This is a genomic window from Pseudomonas sp. PA1(2017), assembly GCF_001945375.1.
GTDB lineage: Bacteria > Pseudomonadota > Gammaproteobacteria > Pseudomonadales > Pseudomonadaceae > Aquipseudomonas.
The window spans coordinates 223,679-248,442 of record NZ_MSXU01000009.1; the positions used below are offsets into that span (position 1 = coordinate 223,679).

At 62.0% G+C, this 24,764-nt stretch carries 21 protein-coding genes and 1 pseudogene; 16 read left to right on the forward strand and 6 right to left on the reverse strand.

All coding sequences use genetic code 11. From position 1 onward, the window contains the following. Window positions 1–78 precede the first annotated feature (78 nt). The 7 genes and pseudogenes from BVH01_RS08150 (at window position 79) to BVH01_RS08175 (ending at window position 7,628) form a co-directional block, all read left to right on the forward strand. Entirely contained in the window at window positions 79–447 is a 369-nt protein-coding gene (locus BVH01_RS08150; RefSeq protein ID WP_075929865.1) for a hypothetical protein, read from the forward strand. A 315-nt stretch (window positions 448–762) separates the two neighbouring features. Beyond that, the gene (locus tag BVH01_RS24310) at window positions 763–990 is read left to right on the forward strand and encodes a hypothetical protein (protein ID WP_139317797.1); all 228 of its coding nucleotides are present in this window, start codon (window positions 763–765) and stop codon (window positions 988–990) included. A gap of 5 nt (window positions 991–995) precedes the next feature. Continuing rightward, window positions 996–1,418: a hypothetical protein gene (locus tag BVH01_RS08155; RefSeq protein WP_075929866.1), complete on the forward strand. Its 423-nt coding sequence runs from the start codon at window positions 996–998 to the stop codon at window positions 1,416–1,418. 168 nt (window positions 1,419–1,586) lie between these two features. After that, a pseudogene (locus tag BVH01_RS08160) lies at window positions 1,587–2,606 on the forward strand (IS4 family transposase); the annotation flags it as partial. 371 nt (window positions 2,607–2,977) lie between these two features. Next, the gene (locus BVH01_RS08165) at window positions 2,978–3,460 is read left to right on the forward strand and encodes a CesT family type III secretion system chaperone (RefSeq protein ID WP_075929867.1); all 483 of its coding nucleotides are present in this window, start codon (window positions 2,978–2,980) and stop codon (window positions 3,458–3,460) included. Next, window positions 3,460–5,592 carry a hypothetical protein gene (locus BVH01_RS08170; RefSeq protein WP_075929868.1) on the forward strand — a complete coding sequence of 711 codons (2,133 nt, stop codon included), beginning with the start codon at window positions 3,460–3,462 and terminating at the stop codon, window positions 5,590–5,592. Before BVH01_RS08165 ends, BVH01_RS08170 begins: the two co-directional genes overlap by 1 nt. An 860-nt stretch (window positions 5,593–6,452) precedes the next feature. Then, window positions 6,453–7,628 (forward strand): L-rhamnonate dehydratase, encoded by a 1,176-nt coding sequence (locus BVH01_RS08175; RefSeq protein WP_027911128.1) that lies wholly within the window; start codon window positions 6,453–6,455, stop codon window positions 7,626–7,628. Between the two features lie 52 nt (window positions 7,629–7,680). Here the strand turns inward: BVH01_RS08175 and BVH01_RS08180 are convergent, their stop codons facing one another. Then, entirely contained in the window at window positions 7,681–9,030 is a 1,350-nt protein-coding gene (locus tag BVH01_RS08180; protein ID WP_075930975.1) for a pitrilysin family protein, read from the reverse strand. A 41-nt stretch (window positions 9,031–9,071) separates the two neighbouring features. Then, a complete protein-coding gene (locus BVH01_RS08185; protein ID WP_075929869.1) occupies window positions 9,072–10,715 on the reverse strand; it encodes a Na/Pi cotransporter family protein in 1,644 nt (547 codons plus the stop codon). A gap of 397 nt (window positions 10,716–11,112) precedes the next feature. On the opposite strand from BVH01_RS08185, the gene BVH01_RS08190 reads away from it, so the two are divergent. Next, a complete protein-coding gene (locus tag BVH01_RS08190) occupies window positions 11,113–12,249 on the forward strand; it encodes an RNA ligase RtcB family protein (RefSeq protein ID WP_075929870.1) in 1,137 nt (378 codons plus the stop codon). Continuing rightward, entirely contained in the window at window positions 12,249–12,875 is a 627-nt protein-coding gene (gene prfH / locus BVH01_RS08195; RefSeq protein WP_075929871.1) for a peptide chain release factor H, read from the forward strand. Before BVH01_RS08190 ends, prfH begins: the two co-directional genes overlap by 1 nt. Window positions 12,876–12,933: 58 nt before the next feature. Here the strand turns inward: prfH and BVH01_RS08200 are convergent, their stop codons facing one another. The 3 genes from BVH01_RS08200 to BVH01_RS08210 form a co-directional block, all read right to left on the reverse strand. Further along, the gene (locus tag BVH01_RS08200; protein WP_075929872.1) at window positions 12,934–13,707 is read right to left on the reverse strand and encodes a TerC family protein; all 774 of its coding nucleotides are present in this window, start codon (window positions 13,705–13,707) and stop codon (window positions 12,934–12,936) included. A 102-nt stretch (window positions 13,708–13,809) separates the two neighbouring features. Then, window positions 13,810–15,114: a CitMHS family transporter gene (locus tag BVH01_RS08205; RefSeq protein WP_075929873.1), complete on the reverse strand. Its 1,305-nt coding sequence runs from the start codon at window positions 15,112–15,114 to the stop codon at window positions 13,810–13,812. A gap of 297 nt (window positions 15,115–15,411) precedes the next feature. Beyond that, complete coding sequence (locus BVH01_RS08210; RefSeq protein ID WP_075929874.1) at window positions 15,412–16,326, reverse strand: AEC family transporter; 915 nt, start codon at window positions 16,324–16,326, stop codon at window positions 15,412–15,414. A gap of 89 nt (window positions 16,327–16,415) precedes the next feature. Here BVH01_RS08210 and BVH01_RS08215 point away from each other — a divergent pair, with 89 nt between their 5' ends. The 7 genes from BVH01_RS08215 (at window position 16,416) to BVH01_RS08245 (ending at window position 23,087) form a co-directional block, all read left to right on the forward strand. Further along, complete coding sequence (locus BVH01_RS08215) at window positions 16,416–16,820, forward strand: GFA family protein (RefSeq protein WP_075929875.1); 405 nt, start codon at window positions 16,416–16,418, stop codon at window positions 16,818–16,820. A gap of 283 nt (window positions 16,821–17,103) precedes the next feature. Continuing rightward, window positions 17,104–19,008, forward strand: coding sequence for a methyl-accepting chemotaxis protein (locus BVH01_RS08220; RefSeq protein ID WP_371915298.1), 1,905 nt, complete (start codon window positions 17,104–17,106; stop codon window positions 19,006–19,008). 144 nt (window positions 19,009–19,152) lie between these two features. Next, a complete protein-coding gene (locus BVH01_RS08225; protein ID WP_075929877.1) occupies window positions 19,153–19,542 on the forward strand; it encodes a response regulator in 390 nt (129 codons plus the stop codon). Window positions 19,543–19,645: 103 nt separating this feature from the next. Continuing rightward, the gene (locus tag BVH01_RS08230) at window positions 19,646–19,972 is read left to right on the forward strand and encodes a hypothetical protein (protein ID WP_075929878.1); all 327 of its coding nucleotides are present in this window, start codon (window positions 19,646–19,648) and stop codon (window positions 19,970–19,972) included. Between the two features lie 190 nt (window positions 19,973–20,162). Continuing rightward, window positions 20,163–21,131 carry an XdhC family protein gene (locus BVH01_RS08235; RefSeq protein WP_075929879.1) on the forward strand — a complete coding sequence of 323 codons (969 nt, stop codon included), beginning with the start codon at window positions 20,163–20,165 and terminating at the stop codon, window positions 21,129–21,131. A gap of 2 nt (window positions 21,132–21,133) precedes the next feature. After that, a complete protein-coding gene (locus BVH01_RS08240) occupies window positions 21,134–21,685 on the forward strand; it encodes an NTP transferase domain-containing protein (protein WP_075929880.1) in 552 nt (183 codons plus the stop codon). Window positions 21,686–21,974: 289 nt separating this feature from the next. Further along, the gene (locus tag BVH01_RS08245; RefSeq protein WP_075929881.1) at window positions 21,975–23,087 is read left to right on the forward strand and encodes a metallophosphoesterase; all 1,113 of its coding nucleotides are present in this window, start codon (window positions 21,975–21,977) and stop codon (window positions 23,085–23,087) included. 3 nt (window positions 23,088–23,090) lie between these two features. On the opposite strand, the gene BVH01_RS08250 is transcribed toward BVH01_RS08245, so the two are convergent. Next, a complete protein-coding gene (locus BVH01_RS08250) occupies window positions 23,091–24,755 on the reverse strand; it encodes a phosphoethanolamine transferase (RefSeq protein ID WP_075929882.1) in 1,665 nt (554 codons plus the stop codon). Window positions 24,756–24,764 lie beyond the last annotated feature (9 nt).

Consider the following 24,764-nt stretch of genomic DNA (forward strand, 5'->3'; position numbering starts at 1 on the left):
ACCATTCGCCTCCGGGGGCATATCCAAATTCTAAAAGAGATATTGAATATGCTCGTGAACTTCTAGAGGACTTGAATAATGCAGTCAAGCGCTGATGTGTTCGCTGATTTTATCAATTGGCTGCTGTCGTTAGATTTTTTTTCAGAAGACGATCTGGCAGAGATTCTTGAAGAGTTCGATGGCGTTAAGGGCGTGATTAAGAGTGGTCTCTATATATCTGCGTATGAGGAGGTTGCAAGATATATGGCTTGTGATAATTCTTTGGAAGATGCTGTCTTGTTTTTGGGTGCTAACTGCAAGCGCTTGGAGCAACTTCCAGGAGAGCAATATTATTTTTTTGAATCACTAGTAGATGCTTACTCTGCTAGTGGAGCAGATGTGCTTCCGCTGATTAACGCTTCGTCAGAAAGGTATAGAGGTTTCCTAATGCAGCGTTTCGTTCGCTAAAATAATGGCGGAAAAGGGGGGGCGACGGAAAAGAACGGAAAAGGGGACACCCACCCATTAGCCGGTCCTGCGTCAAGACTCAAAGCCACCCGCTCTGCTTTTTAAGAGCAGAGTTTTCCAGCGCCAAACCTGATGGGTTGCTCCGGTCGAGCCCGTTTCCTCGTTCTTGGCTGCGACCGAGTCGCGCCAGTCACCCATATGGATCAGGGATTGACCCATTGATGCAAAAACGATGGATTTGAGTCCCATCACTGCCCTGCAAAAGGCTGTTATGTAAGCGCGCCCATAAGTACGCAAGACGGCCCTGCAATAAAAATGACTCGTGAGGATCATGCTCTAACAGCAAGTCATGGCTCTTCGAATGAGGCGAAAGCCTATCGTGCGAAACAGCAGAAGTTGCTTAGTGAGGGTAAGCTTAAAGAAGCCATCCAGATGGATGTGGACGATATTCGCTCTAAATTTGGAAGTAAGTACGATTCGGGTATAGAACAGATGTTGAAGTATGCAGATACTCTTGATCCCAGAGATTTTGTTGGAAGGTGAAGTCAATGATTTTTGAATATAGCGAGAAATATGGTGTTTCCTTGTTCGCAGGTGATCGTGATAGGGCGCGTGTCAGGGATTTAATAGGGTGCGACTTTAGGGTTTTGCCTAAAACGGAGTTTTCTGAAAATTCTATAGACGTTTTTGGGAGTGTTATTGCAAGGGCGTGGTATGATGCTGACGATATTCTGATAGGGATTGAGTTTTATGCGATGTGCTCTGAGTTTTATTTTTCAGGGCGGCAGGTGTTGGGGAAGGAATTTCAATATTTAGAAAATTTTTTGAGTACTTTAGGTGTGGTATTCGATGTTGAGGAGGACGGCACTGGTATCTCGATAAATTCTGGGAGATTGAGGTTTTATATTCCTGACATGCTTGAAAGTGGTCCGCTAGCTGAAGTTAAATCGGTTTACGTGGATTTTAAATAATAAAGAAAAGTAAATTAATCTCCACAAAATAAGATCTGTATTGCGGAAAAGGGGACAGATTCTGAGAAATCCCCACAAAATATCCATGAAAATCAGTAGGATAGCTTGATGATGCCTGCCTTAGTCGGGCAGTTTGGTAGTCGCCAAACACACCAACGCCCGAGACTCATGCAGGCAGTACGATTCTTACACAAGGCATTTTCCCAAGCACTCCCCACTGTTCACGCCAAGCGATTGACCGCGCTGATGAGTTGCGTCAGCGCCTTGCTGCATGGGCATCGCTTAACCCTGACCGATCTGGGCAGGGCCATGCCCAGCGGGGCTTACACCAAACATTCGATCAAGCGCGTGGATCGCTTATTGGGTAACGCCCAGCTTCAGTCCGAACGTCCTCTGTTCTACTGGAAAATGCTCACGGCACTGCTTGGCTCTCTGCGTCATCCACTGATCCTGGTGGATTGGTCGCCGATCAATGCTGCTTCTGATCTTTACTTACTGCGCGCTTCAATACCGCTGGCCGGGCGGGCGTTCCCCGTTTACGAGAGCGTGCACGATCGTGAAGGCTGCCCACAACGCCAGAGGCAACTACTCGACGCGCTTGAGCTTATGCTCCCCGATCAATGTGTGCCGGTTCTGGTGACAGATGCCGGATTTCGTCGTCCCTGGTTCCAGGCTGTCGAAGCCAAGGGCTGGTATTACGTGGGTCGCGTGCGTAATCGTGATCTCTATCGCGTCGAGCAAGGCCACTGGCAACCGATCAAGCATCTCTACCAGGGGATAACCTCGACAGCGCGCTCGCTTGGCGAAATCGAGATGACGCGCCGCGCGCCACATCAGGTTGCGCTGTACGGCATTCACCAGCCGGCCAAAGGCAGGAAACATCGACGCGTAACGGGCAGCATCGCGCGCAGCAAGCGCAGCCGCCAAAACGCTCGCCGTGAACAAGAGCCCTGGTTGCTTGCCAGCAACCTGCCGCAAACCAACTGGACAGCACGTCAGATCGTCGGCATCTACCGCAAGCGGATGCAGATCGAAGAAGGGTTTCGAGACGTGAAAAGCCTGCGCTTCGGCTTTGCCTTCGACCTGCACCGCACGCGCGGTCCACGACGCATCAAGATCCTGCCGTTGATCGCGGCAATGGCTTGTTATGCGCTGTACCAGGTTGGCCTTCAGGCTAAAACGACAGGCAGGTCATGGCGCTGGGTCGGACGCCAGCCCGTGCTGGTCCAGCGAGGTACCGAGGTCTTTTTCGGGCAATTCCAGAACAGTCTCGATTGAAGGACATCAGCCAAGGGCTCGACGCCTTCGCTGCCCGCAAGAAAGGCCATTACTGTCAGGTGATACAAGCAAAGCCCGTGAAAGCAGGGCGACTCATCAGTGAAGCAACGCCGAGCGCCACGCACGCGTTGTCCCCCCTCGCGTGAATGACAGAACCGTGACACTGGCATGGAACCGGACAGCAGCGATCGCCACTCATTCCCGGACACCGTCAAGGCGGTTACACGCCCAATCCGATGGGACCACCCTCGAAGCCCTCGTAACAACGGAGAATAATAATCATGGCTGTACCTCATCAGTACCGCCGGCTGCTGGACGAGATCCATCAGCTGACTCATGTGCCTGAAGCGCTGCTGTCTCGTGAACTTATCCATCTGTCCATTCGTGGCGTCGACTTTTCCATTTACCCGGTTGGCGATCAGGATCAGGAGCACGTGGTCATCCATTGCGATCTCGGCGCACTGCCTGAGAAACGCAGAGATGAGGCGCTGCTGCGTTTACTCGATACCAACTTTCATCTCATCAACTCTGCAAAACCCATAACGTTCTGCCGCAACGAACAAAGTGGCAACCTATTGCTCAGCACCGCGCAGCCGCTCCTGGCGAGCCTCTCAGGGCAATCGATTCTCGATCAGATGGGATCGTTGGTGGATTACGCTCTGGTTTGGCGGCAAACCTTCTTCCTCGATCAGAAGGCGTCAACACCCCAGGCCCCCATTGCCAATCAACCACCTCAAACCTTTGGTGCCAGGAGGGCTTTCTAATGCTTACACCAAGAACATCCATCAGCAACTTGCACCAAACGCTGGCCGTACCGGGCGCCCAAGACACCCAGACCACTCAGCGTGCCAGCGTTGAGGGTGTAACGGCAGGTAACCAGGGCCCAATAGAATTCCAGCAGATGCCGGGGCATTATCCAACGACGCCGGAAGCGGCGCCGACACCCTTTACACCGTCGGCGAAACTCGTGGAACGGGCCGATAAACTGCGCGAAACCATGCACGTACAAGGCGCTACGGTTAGCGACGCGCAGAAAAAAGCACATATCCTTGAAAAAGCGATTATCCACGGTAAGTACTTGGAAGAATGCACCAAACACGCCGCGGCCAATAACTCATTGCACACGTTGCCTAGATTTCCAGAAATCGAAGCAGCCTTGGGGTTCGACAATCCGCTGTTCGATCAGGTCGATAACAGCTTGATGCAGGCCCAGAAAGAACTTGAGACTGCCGTTCAACTTCGTGGCGGCGAGCGGGGTAGCGCACCCGCTTCGACGGTGAACCTGAAAGAACAGATGAAGCAGCAGGCCGCTTTATTCGACGAGCACTTGCAAAATTTCGAGACCGCCAGAAAGCAGAATCTGTCTAAGCAAGATCGCGAGGCGGTGTTGAAAAGCGAGCTGAGTTTCTCGCTGTACGCCGCCCAAACAACATCCACCATACCCAGTACCATAACCAGCATGAGAGATACTGCCAATTTGGTGATTGGCGAGTTGGAAGAAAAGCTGAATGCGGCGGGTACTGAAAGCGCTGCTGAAAATGAACGAGTCTCGAGTTTACTCGGCGAATGGCGGGAAGCCTCGACCGCATTGGATCAGACTCTTGCCGATCTGGTGCCCGAATTGGAGACTGCGGTAGAACGATCAAAAATCGCAGAGACCATCAAGGATTTACAAGACAGCGGGGGCTGGGGCGCTCAATTGCACGCCATGGTAGGCCAAGGGTTCCGGCAGTTTGGACTGTCTGGCTTCGCGCTGGGGCTTGTGAACTCGTATTCTTCGGATTTGCTCAGCAAAACGCCATTGCCCGCGCCGCTTCAGATGGCGCTAGGTGCCGGCCTTACCGCTCTGGCCCACGATTTTGGTACCCACGCGATTGCTGCAGGGATATTGGAGCTTATGGGCGGCGCTACGAAGCCTGTGAAGGCCAGCGACGTAAGCAGCACAGCAAATAAATTCATCTATGACAATGGTGAGTTCCGCGAGAAAACCACGGATGAAATACAAGCACAACGTGAGTTGCAGACCAAGTTCGAAAAAGAACTCAAGTATGGTGACAATGCCAACAAGTTAGGCACTGGGTGGAGTGAACTCAAGTACGCCTCCGTATTCGGTGCGGTTCAAGGCCTCGGTAGCCTTGTCGCCAAGGGGCCGGCCGCATCCGTAACAGGTTCTCTCATTGCCGGCGGTTTGGTGGGGGCCTTGATTGGCGGCGGCGGCATGAACGCGAGTGCCAAAGAGCCCGGAGGCCGGAGCGTACCGGCCATGGAGCCGACACCGACATCAGGTACGCTACGTGGCGCCAAGAACAAGGCGTTTGAGATGATGAATAAAAAAATGGATTACAGCAATGACGACAATCTGAAAACGCTTCAAAACAAATTCGCCGGACTTTTGACCGGCAGTGCGGCGAAAAGACTGGTGGACTTTGCCGCCACTGCCATCGAGACTCGATATCCAGCCGCCGGCAAGGGTGTACAAGCGGCGGGGACGGCAGTTGGAACTGTCATGAATTTGTTATCGTTGTATGGAAGTTTGAAGATTTCAGACGAGGCTAATGCATACAAAAAGGAACGAGAGGAAGCACGAACACCGGCCGGGCAAGAAACGAGAGAGGGCTATTTCAATTTCGACAGGCCCAAAGGGCTGGTGATGCTGGGCACAAACCCTAACCATCCCGCTGCTAAGCAGGTCTTTCCTGAAGGCAGTATTGGCCGAGTGGCCACAAACGTCCTTGACGCTGGCCAGCGTGCACTGAATTTACCTGGGGCAGTCGCCAACTCCGTTGTCGATGGCGTGGTGAGAGCAGGCGTCGACAAGACCGTGCAAGTTGTGCGGAACGCGAGAAACACCACTGCTCAACCGGACACCGAGCGTGATGCCCCCGACAACGCTTGAGGCAGTGCCCCCAGATGCATGGGGGCTGTCGACGTTTCACGCATAGCCGCGCCGGAGCCCGTTTTGCCGGGAGGTAAGGCACGAGCCGCGACGTTTAGCGGGCTAAATGAGCCGGTGATAAACGCAGCATCGCGGCAAAACGGACACGGCCCGGCGTGTTGCGCGGGAAATATCGCCATGCGTCGTTGGAGGATTCGAAGAGGGAAGGCGCGGACGGCTAGTCCATTCCCTGCGTGCTCCTTCTAGCGGATCGCCGCCCGGCGTAGCGAGATTTCTCGCGGCAACGCGGCTCGCGCTGCAGCATCTAAAGGTGCCGGGGCTCATGGCGCTTATAAAACTTCCTTGTGTGACTGCGCCTCTTTCCTTTCCATCTCTTCACGCCGGCTTGCCCGCTTTCCGGTTGCTCCACCTACCTCCGTGAGCAAAGCTCGCACTACGATCGTCCAGCTTCCGGACCCGGGGCTATCCGCCTGAGCCGCTTAGCGGCCTCCCATTCTTGATTGTTCTTCAACAGCCTATCCAGCTCTACGGGCGATAACACGCCCGCGGCTTTTATCGCTCTTGGCATTTCCTGTGGTTATCACCGAATGCGCATAAGTGATTATCCGCCGCCGTGCGCCATGGCTAGAGTCGTCGGCAACAGGCAGCTCGGCTGCCGCCGCAGACCAACAAGAAGCCGGCCCTGATCGCCAGGGCAAAAAGCGGCAACAAGGAATCGACCATGACACCGATGGCATCGGTCAGGGCGCTGGCCTCGCTGTGCTCGCCACCTCTTTTCAATTTCCCGCTCAACCAACCCCGTCGTATCGCCGAGAGCCAGCCTCTGCCGGTCGCCCCTCTATCGTGAAAGGAGCTGTACCATGAAAATAAAATCCATCCGTACCCGCGTTTTCGAGTGGAAGGGCAAGGTCGTGCCGCCCCAGGCGCACTTTTGCACCAATGCCAGTGACATCCTCTTCGAGAAGGGCGATGCCATGGGCTCGTTCCGTTTCCATGGCTGGCTGGTGGTGGAAGTGGAGACCGACAACGGCATCGTCGGCATCGGCAACTGCGCCCTGGCGCCGCGGGTGGCCAAGGAGATCATCGACACGTACCTGGCGCCCATCGCCATTGGCGAGGACCCATTCGACAACGAGTACATCTGGCAGAAGATGTATCGCCAGAGCCACGCCTGGGGCCGCAAGGGTATCGGCATGGCGGCGATCTCGGCGATCGACATCGCCATCTGGGACATCATGGGCAAGGCGGTCAACAAACCGGTGTTCAAGCTGCTCGGCGGGCGCACCAAGGAAAAGATCTGGACCTACGCCTCCAAGCTGTATGCCAACGACAACCTCGACCTGTTCCTCGAAGAGGCCCAGGGCTATTTGAACCAGGGCTTCAACGCCCTGAAGATGCGCTTCGGTTATGGCCCGAAGGATGGCCCGGCGGGCATGCGCCGCAACATCGAGCAGGTGCGTGCGCTGCGTGAGCTGGCTGGCCCGGACGTGGACATCATGCTCGAGTGCTACATGGGCTGGACCCTGGAATACGCCCGCCGCATGTTGCCCAAGCTCGCCGAATTCGAGCCGCGTTGGCTGGAAGAACCGGTGATCGCCGACGACCTCGAAGGCTATATCGAGCTGAAGAAGATGGGCATCATGCCGATTTCCGGCGGCGAGCACGAGTTCACCTCCTACGGCTTCAAGGAGATGCTCGAACGCCGTGCCGTGGACGTGATCCAGTACGACACCAACCGCGTGGGCGGCATCACCGCGGCGCGCAAGATCAATGCCATGGCCGAAGCCTGGTCGGTGCCGGTGATCCCCCATGCCGGGCAGATGCACAACTACCACCTGACCATGTCGACCACCGCCTCGCCGATGGCAGAATTCTTCCCGGTGTTTGACGTCGAGGTCGGTAACGAGCTGTTCTACTACGTGTTCAAGGGCGAGCCGGCGCCGGTCAATGGCTATATCCAGCTGGATGACAACAAGCCCGGCCTGGGCCTGGAAATCTCCGAGGAGTACCTGAGCGAGTTCAATATCATCGAGTGAGCCGCGACTGCGCTTGCTGCATCGTCGAGCCCCGGTTATCCGGGGCTTTTCGTCAGCGGCGGCGCAGCAGGCTGACCAGACCGACCAGAGCCAGCAGCAGAATTACCACTGCCGCCGCACCCACCCCATACAGACCAGCGGTGCTCAGCAGTGGTTGCTCCACGCGCTGGTAGCTCGGCTGCTTGAGCAGGAGATTCAGCGCGGCATCCAGCTGGGCGGTGTGGATCTTGCGCAGTTCCGGCGCCGGGTCGGCGAAGCGGCCTTCTTCATAGCTGCCCAGGGAACTCCAGTAGGTGTCGGCCAGGGCGCTGTTGCCCTGTGCGGTCCAGTTCTGGCGGGCGAGGGCGACGCTGCGTAGGCGCTCTACGGTGGCGTCGTCCATGCCGTCCTTGGCGAGGCGTTGCAGCAAGTCATGCAGGCGCTGCTCGGTCTGCGCCACGTCTTCGCGCGCCACCTCGGCGCTGATGCTGAAGAAGCTGCTGCTGCCGTAGGCGCTGCGCTCCACGGTGGGGCTGTAGGCCAGGCCATGTTCGAGGCGCAGGTCGTGGTACACGGCCCATTGCAGGTAATCGCGCAGCAACTGCCAGGTGCCCTGGTCGAGTTCGCCGACCCAGGGTTCGGTGAAGATCAGGTTCACCTGGGCGGTGTCGCCGACCAGGCCGGTGGTCAGTGTCCGTTCGGGATCGGCGTGACCGGTGCTTTCCGGCAGTTCGCGCAGCTCGGGCATGGGGCCGGGCGGCAGTTCGCCGAAGCGCCGTTCCAGGTAGGCGGGCAGGCGGCGATCCAGATCGCCGACCATGATCAGGGTTATGTTGTTGGCCACGTACCATTGTTCGCGCAGACGCTCCAGGCCGGCGGCGTCCAGGCGCTCCAGCGAATCCTGCTCGGCACAGGCCTGACCGAGTTCGGCGGCCACCTGTTCGGTGGCGTCGTTACGCTTGCTCGAAGCGCCCAGCAGGCGCTGCCAGGCAGCGGGGTGTTCGCCGTTCTCGTGGACGATCACCCGCTTGGCTGCGTCGATGCGCTCGGCGGTGAATTCGGTGTTGAACAGGGCAGCGAGCAGCAGATCGAGCGCCGCACGCTGGTTCGCGGCCGGCACTTCGATGACGAAGGTGGTGTCGCTGTCACGGGTGAAGGCATTCCAGTCGCCACCCAGGGCCTGCATGCGCTCTTCCAGGCCGGCTTCGCCGCGTTCGTCGATGCCGCTGAACAACAGGTGTTCGAGCAGGTGCGGCATTTCCTTGTGGGAGCAGTCGAACTGGTCGAAACCGACGCCGACCACCAGGCGGATCGACACGTGACCCCGTTCGCTGGTGGGCTTGAGGATCAGCTGCAGGCCATTGTCCAGCGGGTAGCCTTCGACCTTCAGATGATCGGCCGCCCACAGCGGGCTGCACATCATCAGCCCCAGCAGCAGTGCCAGTGAGCGGGCCACGGCCCGCACTATTCACCACCTTCTTCGGCGAGCAGGGCACCGGTTTCGTGGCTGCCGAGTACGGCGTAGGCGCTTGCGCAGAACAGCGAGTTGAGGCGTTTCATATCGTCGATCAGTTCCAGATGCAGAGAGCTGGTTTCCAGACTCTTGACCACCTGCCTATGCAGACGTTCGACATGTAAATGCGTGAGCCGGCGCTCCTGAATACGGAAGCGGCGCTTCTCGCGCAGCAATTGGCGTGCAGCATCCGCGTCGGCCGAGAAGAACACCGACAGGCCCAGGCGCAGGTTGCCGAGCAGGCGTTCGTGCAGCGCGGTGAGCTCTTCCAGGCCGCTCTCGGAGAAGGCATGGCGTTGGGCGGTCTTCTCGTCCTGGATCTTGCCGAGCATGCGCTCGATGATGTCGCCGGAGCGCTCCAAATTGGAGGAAAACTCGATGATCTCGGCCCACCGTCGGCTGTCCGTTTCGCTCAGGTCTTCCTGCTGGATCTGGGCGAGGTAGAGCTTCACGGCGGTATAGAGGGCGTCGATGTCGTCGTCGATACGCCGCAGATCCTTGGCGAGAATCGGCTGGCTGCCACGCAGGGCATCCTGCAAGTGACCGAGCATGCTGTCGACCAGATCGCCGATGCGCAGGGTTTCGCGCACGGCGTTGGACAGTGCCAGGCTCGGCGTGGGCAGCGCCGTGGGGTCGAGGTGGCGGGCCTTGGCCACGGCGTTGATGTCCGGGCGATCGGGCAGCAGCCAGTTGCAGAAGCGCGCCATCAGGCCCAGGGTCGGCAGCATCAGCAGGCAGCGCAGAGTGTTGTAGAGCACGTGGAAAGCGATCACCAGCTCGGCCGGGTGCCATTTCAGGCTATCGAGCCAATGCGCCAGCGGGTCGAGCACCGGGATCACCAGGATCAGGCCGATCAGCTTGTAGAGCAGGCTGCCCAAAGCCACACGGCGGCCGGCCTGGCTCTGCATGCTGGCGTTGAGAAAGGCCAGCACGCCGCTGCCGATGTTGGCGCCGATCACCAGGCCGATGGCTACCGGTAGGCCAATCACCCCGGAGCCGGTCAGCGTCGCCGTGAGCAGCACCGCGGCCAGGCTGGAATAGGAGATCAAAGCGAACAGCGCACCGACCACCGCATCGAGCAGCACGTCGCCGGTCAACGAGGCGAACAGCACGTGGATGCCCTTGGCCTCGGTGATCGGCGTGGCGGCAGTGACGATCAGTTGCAGGGCAAGAATCATCAATCCCAGGCCGATGGCCACGCGACCGAGCTGGCCGGCGCGGGTCTGCTTGCGCGAGAGGAAGAACACCACTCCGAGAAAGATCAACAGCGGCGACAGCCAGCTGAGGTCGAAGGTCAGCACCCGGGCCATCAGCGCGGTGCCGACATCGGCGCCGAGCATGATCGCCAGTGCCGGGGTCAGCGCCATCAGGCCCTGGCCCACGAACGAGGTGACCAGCAGCGCCGTGGCGTTGCTGCTCTGCACCAGCGCGGTCACGGCGATGCCGGCAACGAAGGCCATCGGCCGCTTGCCGACGTTGTGGCTGAGCACGCGGCGCAACTGCGAGCCATACACCCGCAGGATGCCGGTACGTACGATATGGGTGCCCCAGATCAGCAGGGCAATGGCGGACAACAGATTGAGCAGCGTCAACATCACGCATCTCCCTGATATGCAGATTCGATCCCGGTACTTGGGATACTGCCGATGACGGCGTTCGCGCAGGTGTGGTCACCAACACCGCTGCCTATTACAAGCTGTAGTTGGAGAAGCGCAGGTTGCCAAGCAAGGAGTGGACCGCCGCCTGGCCGGCAGGTTGCGCGGTGCGTCAGTCAATCACCGTGCTCTGTTGCAAGCGAGCGCCAATGCGCCTAGCATGCGCGCCTTCTCTCAACCGACAGCAAAGGAGGCACATCATGCAGCAACTGATCACCCTTTGCAGGTCGCGCCTGGCTTGATCGCACTCGCCGCTCTTCGTTAGCGGTGCCGCAACGCCCGGCCTCTGGCCTGCCAATCCGAACATCTTTCTGTTTCAACCCATCAGGATTGGACTATGGGCACTTGCATTCGCAATTTGTCCGACGGCGCCGTATTGGTCGCCGCGGACGACACCTGGATCGAAGGAAAAGCGATCCAGCAACTCGAAACCACCGCTCGCTTACCGGGCATGCATCGGGTGGCCGGCATGCCGGATCTGCACCCGGGGCGTGGATACCCGGTTGGTGCCGCATTCTTTTCCGTAGGGCGTTTTTACCCGGCGCTGGTTGGCAACGACATCGGCTGCGGCATGGCGCTGTGGCGCACGGACATACCGACCGCCAAGCTGCATCTGGACAAACTGGAAAAGCGCCTCGGTAACCTCGACCTGCCACTCGACGAGAACTGGCAGGAGGCGGTCGCCGCCTTCGGGCTGCCAACCACCGGACACGAGCGCTCCCTTGGCACCATCGGCGGCGGTAACCATTTCGCCGAGCTGCAGCAGCTCGATGAAAGCTATGACGATGCTGCGCTAACAGCCTTGGGCATCGAGCGTAAACACCTGCTTTTGCTGGTGCACAGCGGCTCGCGCGGCCTCGGTGAAGCGATCCTGCGTGAGCAGGTCGACCTGTTCGGCCATCAGGGTCTGGAGGCGGGCAGCGATGCCAGTAGCCATTACCTGGGCCGACACGACGGCGCGCTGTGTTTCGCCGAAGCCAACCGCCAGTTGATCGCCCGGCGCATGCTCGAGCGCTTGCGTGCCGACGGCGAGAGGGTGCTCGATATCAACCACAATCTGGTCTCGCCAGTGCGTATCGATGGCCTCGATGGCTGGCTGCACCGCAAGGGCGCCACGCCGTCGGACCAGGGTACGGTGGTGATTCCCGGCTCGCGTGGCGATTACAGCTACCTCGTGCAGCCGATCGCCGATGAGCGCAGCCTGCTGTCCCTGGCCCACGGCGCCGGTCGCAAATGGATGCGCAGTGAGTGCAAGGATCGCCTCGCCGCGCGCTATAGCGTCGAGCAACTGAGCCGCACCGCACTCGGCAGCCGGGTGATTTGCGCCGACCGCGCGCTGATCTACGAGGAGGCGCCCGAGGCCTACAAGGCTATCGACTCGGTAGTCGGTGCCTTGCGTCAGGCGGGGCTGGTTCGCGTGCTGGCGCGACTGAAACCGGTGCTGACCTACAAGACGCGTGGAGGGTGCTGCTGATGATCCTTCTGCAACTCTCGGCGGCTCAGGGCCCGGAGGAATGTGCGCTGGCAGTGGCCAGGGCATTGCCCAGGCTACAGGCCGAAGCGGATGGCCTCTGCGTGGCGGTACGGGTACTCGAAGAGGAACCGGGGCCGCGGCGTGGCACCTTGCGTTCGGTATTGCTGGCGCTGGATGGCGAGCAGGCCGAGCGGCTGGCCGGTGACTGGACGGGCTCGCTGCAATGGACCTGCCCAAGCCCCTACAGGCCCGGCCATGCTCGCAAGAACTGGTTCTTCGGTGGTGCGCGCTTTGCCGCGCCGGCAGAGGAGCTGGCCGGTGAAATCCGCTTCGAAACCCTGCGCTCGTCTGGGCCGGGTGGCCAGCACGTCAACACCACCGAGTCGGCGGTGCGTGCCATCCATGTGGCCAGCGGCATCAGCGTCAAGGTGCAGAGCGAGCGCAGCCAGCACGCCAACAAGCGCCTGGCGCTGCTGCTGATTGCCCAGCGCCTCGCCGTGCATGCCCAGGCGCAGGCCGATGCGGCGCGGGCGCAACGTCGCGATGCGCACCTGCAGGTGGAGCGGGGTAACCCGCGGCGGGTGTTTCGTGGTGAGCGCTTCGAGCCCGCAGCGGATCGGGTCTGAGCGCATAAAAAAACGGGGCCGTCGAGGCCCCGTTTTTCATTGCATCAGCGTCAGCCGATCACTGCCCAGGAATGTCCTTGCGCAGTTTCACCGGCTCCGGGTCGGCCTTGCCTTCAGCGCGGCGGCGGGCGGTGCGCATGCGGATGTTCAGCGCTTCCACGGCCAGGGAGAAGGCCATGGCGAAGTAGACGTAGCCTTTCGGTACGTGGACTTCGAAGCTCTCGGCGATCAGTACGGTGCCGACCACGATGAGGAACGACAGGGCCAGGATCTTCAGGCTCGGGTGTTTCTCGATGAAGTCGCTGATGGTGCCGGCGCAGATCATCATCACGATGACGGCGACGACGATGGCCGCGACCATGACCGGTACGTGGGAAACCATACCGACCGCGGTGATGACCGAGTCCAGCGAGAAGACGATGTCGATGATGGCGATCTGGATGATGGTACCGAGGAACTGCTTGCCGGCGCCCGAGGGCTGCTCGGGGCTTTCTTCCTCGCCTTCCATGCCGTGGTAGATCTCGGTGCTGCTCTTCCACAGCAGGAACAGGCCGCCGAAGAACAGGATCAGGTCACGACCGGAGATGCCCTGGCCGAACACATGGAACAGGTCGGTGGTCAGGCGCATGATCCAGGTGATGGACAGCAGCAGCAGGATGCGCGTGACCATGGCCAGGGCCAGGCCGAAGAAACGGGTACGCGCCTGCATGTGCGGCGGCATGCGCGACACCAGAATGGCGATCATGATGATGTTGTCGATGCCCAGAACGATTTCCAGGGCGGTCAGAGTCAGGAAAGCAACCCAGATTTCCGGGTTGGTGAGCCATTCCATTAGAGGTTCCTTGTGGGTGAATAGAAAACTGGCGCGAGGCATCGGCCGGGATGCCGAAGTCTAGCGCCAGTGATGTGAAAATTTCGTCAAAATGTTTTCGGATCAGCTACCGAACAGCGGAAACACGCCCAGCACCAGCGCCGCAGCCAGGATCGCCATGCATACCAGCACCGCCCATTTCAGGGTGAAACGCTGCAGGTCGCCGAATTCGATCTTCGCCAGGCCAATCAGCAGGTAGGTGGACGGCACCAGCGGGCTGAGCAGGTGCACCGGCTGGCCGACGATGGAGGCGCGGGCCATTTCCACGGCGCTGATGCCGTAGCCGGAGGCGGCTTGGTTCAGCACCGGCAGAATGCCGTAGTAGAACGCATCGTTGGACATGAAGAAGGTGAACGGCAGGCTGACCAGCGCGGTGATTACCGCCAGGTGCGGGCCGAGGGCGTCCGGAATCACCGCCAGCAGGCTCTTGGACATGGCGTCGACCATGCCGGTGCCGCTGAGGATGCCGGTGAAGATACCCGCCGCGAAGATCAGGCCGACTACCGCCAGGACGTTGCCGGCGTGGGCGGCGATACGGTCCTTCTGCTGCTGCAGGCAGGGGTAGTTGATGATCATGGCGATGCTGAAGGCGATCATGAACAGCACCGGCATCGGCAGCAGGCCGGCGATCAGGGTGGTCATCAGCACCACGGTGAGAATGGCGTTGATCCACAGCAGTTTGGGGCGGCGAGCCTCGGGGAACTGCGACACGCTGATTTCTTCCTGCGCACTCTGGTCGTCCGGCAGTTGCAGCACGCCCAGGCGCTTGCGCTCACGCATGCCATAGAGGTACGCCACTCCGAACAGCACGATGGCGCCGACGATCATGCCGGGAATCATCGGCACGAACACGTCCGACGGGTCGACGTGCAGGGCACTGGCGGCGCGTGCGGTCGGGCCGCCCCAGGGCGTCATGTTCATGATGCCGCCGGCCATGATGATCAGGCCGGCCATGATGGTCGGGCTCATTTTCAGGCGGCTGTACAGCGGCAGCATGGCGCCCACGCAGATCATGTAGGTGGTCGAGCCGTCGCCGTCCAGGGAGACGATCAGCGCCAGGGCCACGGTGCCGACCGCGACCTTCAGCGGGTCGCCCTTGACCAGTTTGAGGATCAGGCGCACGGGCGGATCGAACAGGCCCGAGTCGATCATGATGGCGAAGTAGAGGATGGCGAACATCAGCATCACGCCGGTGGGCGCGAGCTTGCTGATGCCTTCGAGCATCATCGGGCCGATCTGCTCGGCGAAGCCGCCGATCAGGGCGAAGATGATCGGAATGATGATCAGAGCGATCAACGCCGACAGGCGTTTGCTCATGATCAGGTACATGAAGGTCGAGACCATGGCGAAGCCAAGGAATGTGAGCATGGAGATTCTCCGGACGTGATTCGGCTAGGGGCGGGTAACGCGCGAGTGGCTAGCGTCGAGGCGAGCGGAGAGGGCGATTCAGGCGTGAGTAGCTGAGGCGGAACATGGTTAATCACCTGTTTTGTTCTTGTTGACGGCAGCTGCGGGCCTCACTGGCGGCAGCTCATCGACCAATCTGTGTCGGTCAGTGCGCGGATGCTAGAACACGAAGCTTTCAGCCAGCTTTCGCCGAAACCAGGGCTGCGAACAGGAAATTGGGCAGGCGACGCGGACTCTGTGGTCCGCGTCGCGGTGCTTTCAGAGCAGGCGTTCGAGGAGCGCCAGCACCGCCACCAGCGAAGCGGCAGCCAGCAGATGCTGCAAGGTGATGATGCCGGCCATCAGGTTGGCATCGCCGCCCAACTGGCGGGTCAGCACATAGGCGGTCGGTGCGGTGGGCAGGGCGAAGAACAGCACCAGTACGGTGCTTTCCATGGCCGGCAACTGCAGCCCGACGGCCACGGCCAGGGCCAGCAGTGGCATCAGTAGCAGGCGCAGCAGGCTGTTCCAGGCCAGGGCCGGTACCTCGCCGCCCAGCTGTTCGGGTTTCAGCGCCGCGCCCACGCACAAGAGGCCTAGCGGCAGGCTTGCCGCCGCCAGCAGGCTGAGCAGTCGACCGCTGCCGCCGGGCAAACCCAGGCCGCTCAGGTTGACCAGCGCACCGGCCAGGCAGGCCAGGATCAACGGGTTGCGGATGATCGGCAGCAGCAGGCTGCGCGCGCTGACGCCCCGCTCGGCGGTCAGTGACCAAACCGATAGCACGTTGACGGTCGGCACCATCAGCGCCAGCATCAGGGCTGCCAGGGTCAGGCCCGGCTGGCCGAACAGGCTGCCCACGGCAGCCAGGCCCAGGTACGTGTTGAAACGCAGGATGCCCTGGCTGAAAGCACCGAAGCGCGCCGCCGGCCAGCCGCGCAGGCGACGCACCACCAGCAGCGCCAGCCAGGCGATGCCCAGGCCGAGCAACACGGCCAGTGCCATGCGCGGCAGCTGCGGGTTGTCCAGCGGTGCTGTGGCCAGGCTGTTGAACAGCAGCGCGGGGAACAGGATGAAGTAGTTGAGGCGTTCGGCGCCTGGCCAGAAGGCTTCGTTGGGGAAGCCGCGACGGCTGAGCACGTAGCCGCCGACGATCAGCGCGAAGAGTGGCCAGAGGGCCAAGAGCAGTTCGGTCACGGGAGCCCCCGGTGGTGGTGAGGGTGCATCTTCGCCAGTGCCAGTTGATCAGGCAAGCAGGGATATCACGAGGTTTCAAGGAGAGCGGGATGAGCGATTCGCATCAGGGCGGCTGCCAATGCGGCGCCGTGCGTTACCAGTTCCGCGCGCCGTTGCGCGATATTGCCCACTGCCACTGCTCGGTGTGCCGACGCAGCACCGGCGGCATCCTGGTGACCTGGATCACCGTGCCGCTGGCAGCCTTCACCTGGCTACGCGGCGAACCGGCGCGTTTCGCCTCCTCGCCCAGCTGCGAGCGCTACTTCTGCCCGACCTGCGGCGCCCATCTGGCGCTGTTCACCACTCTGAGCCCGAACAGCCTGGACGTGACCATCGCCACGCTCGATCACCCCGAACACGCCGCCGCTGACCGGCATATCTGGACCCAGAGCCGTTTGCCGTGGCTGGAGGTCGATCCGTCGTTGCCCCAGGAGCAGCAAGAGCGAATCGACTAGCGGCACATATCTGATTTAGCGGTCGTCGAGCTCCTGTCGCCTTGTTCATCGAACTTTATTAAAGATTTGCTGTCTCGCGCCGATTACCTGTCTGTACCTCGTCCATTGCCTAACGTGCCGCATGCCAAATGCGTCCCCCTGTTCAACGCGCCGCGCAGACGGTGCGACAACAGGCAACCCTTCGCTTCGTAATCAGAACTGCCGAAGTAAATTGAATAGGTGAAACGTCGTGCTCAGAAACATCCCCTTGAGCCTCAAGCTCTTGTTGATTCTCGCCTGCCCGTTGCTGGGCTTTCTCTGGCTGGCCGCTCTGCAGGTCAACAGCAGCTACCAGACCTTGCAGGAGATGGAGCGGACCCAGGAGGCCAGTGTCGTCGCGCAGAAGGTCAGCCAACTGATCACCGTATTGCAGCGCGAGCGCGGCGCCAGTGGCGTATTCCTGGGCAGCCAGGGCAAGACCATGCAGGACGTGCTGCTGCGCATGCGCGGCCAGACCGACACCGCCCTGGCCGACGCACGCGCGCTGGGAAATGTCGATGCCGGGCTGAATGAGGCGCTGGCTGCGTTGAGCGGGCTGGATGCCATGCGTGGGCAGATCGACAAGCTGGCGATCAACAACCGTGAGTCCGGCGCGCGCTTCACCGACATCATCCGCAAGCTGGTCGGCTACACTCACGCCGTCGAACGCTCGGTCAAGGATCCGACCTTGTCGCGGGCGCTGTCCTCGCTCAACCAGTTCATCGAGATGAAGGAGCGCGCCGGACGCGAGCGCGCGACCCTGGGCGTGGTGTTCAATCAGGATCGCTTCGATGCGGATCTGCTCTCTACCTTCAGCCGCAATCTGGGCGAGTTCACCGCCTATTCGGAAGGCTTTCGCCGCAACGCTTCGCCAGAGTTCGTGCGCAAGCTCGACGAGAAGATGCAGCAGCCCAGCGCCCTCGAAGTGGCGCGCTTGCAGAAGCTGTCTTTCGACACGCCGATCGGCGATTCCCTGGGCGTGAAGGCCACCGACTGGTTCCAGACCTCCACCAATCGCATCGACCTGATGGGCGAGGTGGAAAGCGAGCTGGGGCAAAGCGTCGGTGACCTTGCCGCCCAGGCGCGCGCGAAAGCGTCGGCCATGCTGTGGACGACGGCCATCAGCGTGCTGATCGCCATGGCGGTGGTGGGCGCGTTGTCCTACCTGATCATCCGCAACATCAACCTGGCGGTGGGCGAGGCCAACCGTGCCTTGCTGGCGCTGTCGCAGCGTGACCTGACGGCCCGTTCGGGTTATGTGGGTAAGGACGAGTTCGGCGAGATCACCCGCAACCTCAACATCATGGCCGAGGAACTGACGCAGATCGTTCAGGAAATCGGCTCGGCCACCGCCCAGGTCGCGACCGCGGCCGAGGAGTGCTCGGCGGTCACCCTGCAAACCAGCAACAGCCTGGAGCGTCAGCGCCAGGGCACCGAGCTGGTGGTCACCGCCATCAACGAGATGAGCGCCACGGTTCGCGAAGTGGCGCAGAGCACCAACGACGCCGCGGAGATGTCACGCCAGGTCAACCTCAGCACCACCCAGGGCCGCCTGGAAATCGAGCGCACCGTCGAGGTGATCCGTGAGCTGTCGACCCAGGCCGATGACACCGCGCGCATCATTGGCGACCTCAAGCACGAAAGCGATTCGATCTCCTCGGTGCTCGACGTGATTCGCGGCATCGCCGACCAGACCAACCTGTTGGCCCTCAACGCGGCCATCGAGGCGGCACGCGCTGGCGATCACGGTCGCGGCTTCGCAGTAGTGGCCTCCGAGGTGCGTACCCTGGCGCAGAAAACCCAGGAGTCCACCGGCAACATTCAGGAGATGATCGCCAACCTGCAGCGCGGCTCCGACCTGGCCACGCAGTCCATGCAGGAAACCCTCGGCAAGGCCCGCGCCGGTGCCAGCAACATCGAGCGTGCCGGTGACCTGCTGGGCGATATCGCCTCGGGTGTTTCCAGCATCAGCGACCGCAACATGCAGATCGCCGCGGCGGCCGAGGAGCAGAGCGCGGTGGCCGAAGATATCAACCGCAATGTGGTGGAGATCAACGACGTGGCCATCCAGGTCAGTTCCGGTGCCGAGCAGACCGCCGTCACCAGCCAGGAACTGGCGCGCCTCGCCGATCACCAGCAGAAGCTGGTGGGCCGCTTCCGCCTGGCCTGATCGGGCCCTGGCCCATCGTTGCCCGCCGAGTTGGCGGGCGACGATCCCGCCTCGCGCACGCCACCAGTCGGCGCCATGAAAAATTAATGAAATCTTGCCGGGCCGAGCCGGTCAGAGCCTGACCCTTACTGCCGGATCCCAGCGATGCCACTGATAGTCATAGCCGAAGACGAACGCTCCATCAGGGAGATGCTCGTGGAGATCTTCGAAGACGAAGGCCACGAGGTCAAAGCCTTCCCCTGTGCTGACGACGCCTGGGAATATCTCTCCAGCAGTGACGGCCAGGTGGACATGGTGCTTACCGATTTCAGCATGCCCGGCGACATCGACGGCATCTTTCTCGCGCACCTGATTCGTGACCGTTTCCCGGATCTGCCGATCATCATTTCCTCGGGCTTCCTCGGGGCCTCCACGGATTTCGACGGCCTCAACGTCGCCGTGATACCCAAGCCCTGGAGCGTTGCCCAGCTGCTCGCCATGTGCGCGTCGATGACGCCAGACAAGGCTCAGCAGCCCGGCACTCCGCGCGGCTGAGCGTCCCGCGCCAGCGATCAAGGCTCACCGTGACAGGTGAGTGCGCAGAAATCGCGGCGGGTATGTAAAATCGCCGCCCCGTTTTACTGCTGGAGATGCCATCTTGGCCATTCACTTCTCGCCTTCCTCGAACACCATCGCCTGCGGCCGTAGCGGCGCGAGCCTGAGTACCACCGAGGATCAGGCGCAGGTTTCCTGCAAACTCTGCCTGCGTTCGCTGGACAAAGCTGCCACGCCGGTTGCCACCAACCGCACGCCAACCCTGGCCGAACTGCGCGCTGCCGCCCGCGCCGCCAAGGCCCCGGCCAAACCCGCCGAGAGCGCCGAGAAAGCGACCCTGAGCGTGAAGGCCGCCTGGCAGCAGAGGATCGAGCAACTGCCGGGCCGCAATCGCCTGCCCCGTGGTGCTGCGCGCCAGAGCTTCGTCTGATTTTTCGGGCTGCGCTGCGGCCGTATCCCGTCGCGTTAGGCGCCTCTTCCATAGGCGCCAGATCCCTGGCCCGATCAGCCGCTGCCCGCCGGCAAATACACTGAACCGAAGCGCCAACCCGGCCACCAAATTGCATGCTGAAATGGTGCCGCCGTGCGTGCGCCCGGTGCCGTGGAATGAGGGGGTGTCGATGAAGCAACTTGACCTGCAGGTGATCCAGCAGGCTCTCGGCTGGCTGCAGCAGGGCCATGGCGTCTGGCTGTGCACTGTGCTGTCGACATTCGGTTCGGCACCGCGGGCGCCGGGAGCGATGCTGGCGGCGCTGGCGTCCGGTGCCTCGTGCGGCTCGCTGTCCGGTGGCTGCGTCGAGGAGGATTTTCTCGAGCGCGTGCAGAATGCCGGGTTCGCGCCCTGCAACCAGATCGTGCGCTACGGCGAAGGCGGCCTGACGCCTACCCGTGCGCTGCCCTGTGGCGGCGTGCTGGATGTGCTGGTCGAGTACCTGCAGCCCGGCGAGGCCGTGCAGCGCATGCTCGGCCAGGTCGAGCAGGCGCTCGGCGGTGGCGAGTTGCTGGTGCGCGAAGTGCCGCTGGGGGAGGCCAGCAGTCGCTGCCGGCCCGGCAGCATGAGCGATGCGAAGATCCAGCGTAGCGCCGAGCAGGTGTCGATTCGCATCGGCGCCGTGCTGCGCGTGGTACTGGCCGGCTGGTCGCCGGTAGCCGAGTTCTGCGCCGGCTTTGCCGTGGCGCTTGGTTATGAAGTGATCGTCTGCGATCCGCGCGCCGAGATCATCGCCGAGGTGAATGTGCCAGGCGTGCAGGCTATCGAAATTCTGCCGGCGAGGTTCATCGCCGAGCAGGGCGCCCACAGCGCCACGGCGATCCTCGCCCTGACCCATGACCCGCGCATGGACGACCCGACCCTGATCGAAGCGGTGCGCACCGAGGCGTTCTACATCGGCGCCATGGGCTCCCAGCGCACCAGCGGCAAACGCCTGGAGCGCCTGGCCCGCTTGGGCGGTTTGCAGCCTGGAGATATGGCACGCATCCACGCGCCCATCGGCCTGCAACTGGGCAGCAAAGCCCCTGCGGAGATCGCCCTGGCGACCCTGGCCGACGTGCTGCGTGTCGCCAACGGCATCGACCGCGGCGCGCTGTAGTCATGACCGACGGCCCGGTGGTCATCGTGCTCGCTGCCGGGCGCGGCACGCGTTTTCGTACTTCCGGCGGTGACGGCAGCAAGCTGCAGGCCGACCTGCACGGCAAGCCCGTGCTCGACCACGTGCTGGCGGCAGTCCAGCGTTCCGGCCTGGCGCACCATGTGGTGCACCGCGCCGCTGGCGACGGCATGGCCGACTCGATTGCCGCCGGTGTGCGGGCCACGGCGGCGGCGTCGGGCTGGCTGATCCTGCCGGGCGATCTGCCGCTGATCGGCGCGCCGAGCCTGCGCCAGGTGGCCCAGGCGCTGACGCAGCAGCCGGTAGTGGTACCGACATTCCAGGGCAACCGGGGCCATCCGGTCGGCTTTGCCCGGGAATGCTTCGAGGCACTTGCAGCCCTGAGCGGTGAAGCGGGCGGCGCCTCGGTGGTGCAGCGTTATCGCCGTGAGGGGCGGGCTCTGCTGTTGCCACTCGATGATCTGGGCATCCTCACCGACGTCGATACCCTGGCTGACCTGCAGCGCGTGCGCGCCCTGCTGGCTGGCGGCAACTAGCGCGGCCACTGGGCCGTGGCGCTAGCGGGCAGCCTTCGATTATCACTATCGACGCAAATGATGCGGTGCCTGCGGGCTTTACCGATACCCTGTACCTCGATGAACACAACACCATGGGCTTTCGAAAGAGGCCGGTGGTCTCTCCGGTTCATCATCCTTTGGTTACCGCCTCCATGATGAGGCGGTTTTTTTTGCCCGGGAAAAATGTGGCGAACGCGAGCTGCACCCGCAGGTGACGGCGCTGTCACAGAGGGCGGCATCCGATTCATCTTGAGCGAGCGAGATAAACGTGTTCCACCTGATCACGGCCATCCTGGCCCTCTATGTATTCTGGCGAATTGTCTGGCCGCAGCGCTGGCCGCGGTCGGTCAAGGCGCTGCTGGGTGTATTGATCCTGGCGGTTGCCGAGCACCACCTGGTGACCCGTCAGTTCTTCGGTAGCATGGCCTCGCCGGAGATTCCGGGCACGTTGCTGATGGTGCTGGGCTGCGCCTTCGGTGCACTGATCATCAGCGCCATGCTGCTGTTGGTACTGGATATCGCGGCGCTGTTGCCGCGCCTGCGTACCGCCGTCATGGCGCCTCGGTTGCGCGCCGGAGTCGGTATCGGGGCGATCCTGCTGTCGGCGCTGGGCGTCTGGCAGGCGGTGCGGGTGCCGGAGGTGCGCGAGGTGGAAATCACCCTGGCCCAGTTGCCCGCCGAACTGGATGGTTTGCAACTGGTGCAGCTCACCGACCTGCACGCCAGCCGGCTGCTGCAACGCCCGTGGATGGAAGCGGTGGTCGCCAGAGCCAACGCCCTCGACCCGGACCTGCTGGTGATCACCGGTGACCTGGTGGATGGCACCGTCGCCGCGCGAACCGGCGATGTCGAGCCGTTACGCGCCTTGAAGGCGCGCCTGGGCGTGTACGCGATTGCCGGTAACCACGAGTACTACGCCGAGTACCAGCAGTGGCTGGAGCACTTCGCGCAGTTGGGCCTGCCCATGCTGCTCAATAGTCATGTGACGATCATTGATGCGGGCGCCAGCCTGGTGCTGGCCGGCATCACCGACCCCGCCGCCGCGCGCTTCGGCCAGCCGCTGCCGGATGTCGATGCGGCCCTGGCCGGGGCGCCTAAGGACGCCGCGGTGATCCTGCTCAGCCACCGGCCCCTGGCCGCCTCGTTCAACGCGTTGGCGGGCGTCGACCTGCAGCTGTCCGGGCATACCCATGGCGGCCAGGTGCTGGGCATGCACTGGGTCACCCAGGCGTTCAACGAGGGTTACGTGTCGGGCGAGTACGCGGTCGGCGATATGCGCTTGTATGTGAGTAACGGCACCGGCCTGTGGAACGGCTTCCCGCTGCGCCTGGGCAAGCCCTCGGAAATCACCCGCATCACCCTGCGCTCGGCCGAGGGTTGAGCGTTAGCAGCGTTTTTCGGGTTCCTTGAGCAGCATGCTCAGCAACTGCGGCGGTTGGTGAACCAGGCCCGTGGGCGTTTCGCAGACGCGCTGGATGAAGTTGTCGGTGAACAGCAGTTTGCCGTGCACGAAGTGCTCGTTGGGGCGCAGGTTGGGGTTGTGGATGCGCGTGCCGAGGCGCGCGGCCAGCCATTTGCCGGCTTCGTAATGGCTGATCCAACGTTCGGCCGACAGGCTCGCCATGGTCTCGGGCTTGGCCTCGCGGCCGATGACGATCACCGGCACGTCGCTGACTTCCGGTACCAGATCGTTGTGGCCCCAGTGGCCGCCTTCGCCTAGGCGCTGGCCATGGTCGCCGGTGATGATCAGGTAGCGCTCGCCCTCCAGGCGGTCGAAGTCGGCGATCACCTCGGCCAGCAGGCCGTCCAGGTAATGCACCGAGTTGTCGTAAGCGTTGCTCTGGCCATCCGGCCCCTGATCCGCCCAGGGCGCCGGGGTCTTTTCATGGCGGTAGTTCTGCGCGTAGGGCAGGTGCGCGGTGCGCAGGTTGAGCACCACGAAGTTACGGTCGGCCCAGCGCTGCCCGTCGAGCACGTCGAGCAGGGCGCGATCCTGTTGTTTGAGAAAGCGTACCGGATGGTCTTCGCGGGTGATTGATACGTCCAGATAACGGCTGCCCAGGTTGGCCAGCAGCTTGGATTCCTGTGAGGAAATCCAGTGGGTGCGAAAGCCCGCCTGCTTGGCGAAACGGAACAGGTTGATGTCGCCGGTGCGCAGCAGCGCATCCTTGCCGGGCTCGCGAATCGGGTTGATCAGGTAGGGCAGGCTCACGTCGGTGGCCACGCCAGCGGCGATGCCGGGGCGCACGAAAGCGCTGGGATGCTCGCGCAGGTAGTCGGCCAGTCTCGGCGTGGTGTCGCGGTCGTAGCCGAACACGCCGAGGCGATCGCTGCGCAGTGAGTCGGCGACCACCAGCCAGACGTGCTTGGCTTCGCTCAGACTCGGGCTCAGGGCATAGGGCGCGAAGGTGCTGGGCGGTAGCTCTAACTCCGGCTTGAATGCCAGGTGCACGGCCCAGGCGGAAAACACGTTGAGGTTGTTGTGCAGGGCGCTGCGGCTGGGGCTGGCGGCGAAGGAATCGAGGTTGCGGTAGGTGGCGCGATAGGGTTTGGAGAGCAGCACCACGGCGATCAGCAGCAGCGCCCAGCGGCTCTGCGGCAGGCTGACCCGGCCCGGCAGGCGCCAGTGCAGCACCAGCAGCAGGCAGTAGGGAATGCCCACGCAGAGCAGCACCGGCCAGTGTTCGGCGAAGCTGTGGGCGGCGGTCTCGCGTACTTCGGCGGGGTCGTTGAGCAGCGACTGGATGTCGATGGCGGTCAGCGGCTCGCCGAAGAAGCTGATATTGGCCAGCTGCATCAGTTGCATCACCGCGAACAGCGTCAGGATGATCATGCTCAGCGGGCGCAGGTTGCACAGCCACAGGCCCAGGCTGAACAGCCACAGCACGACCACGTAGCCCGCCTCCAGCTCGGCGTGGTTGTTAGGGGTGAACAGCTGCTGCAGAAAGTCATCGGCGAGCAACAGCCCGCAACTCAGGGTGGCCAGGGCAAGCAGCGACAGCCAGGCGCGCGGGGCGCTGGCACGGCGAGGTGCGAGCAGGGTCAGCATGGGGTTCGA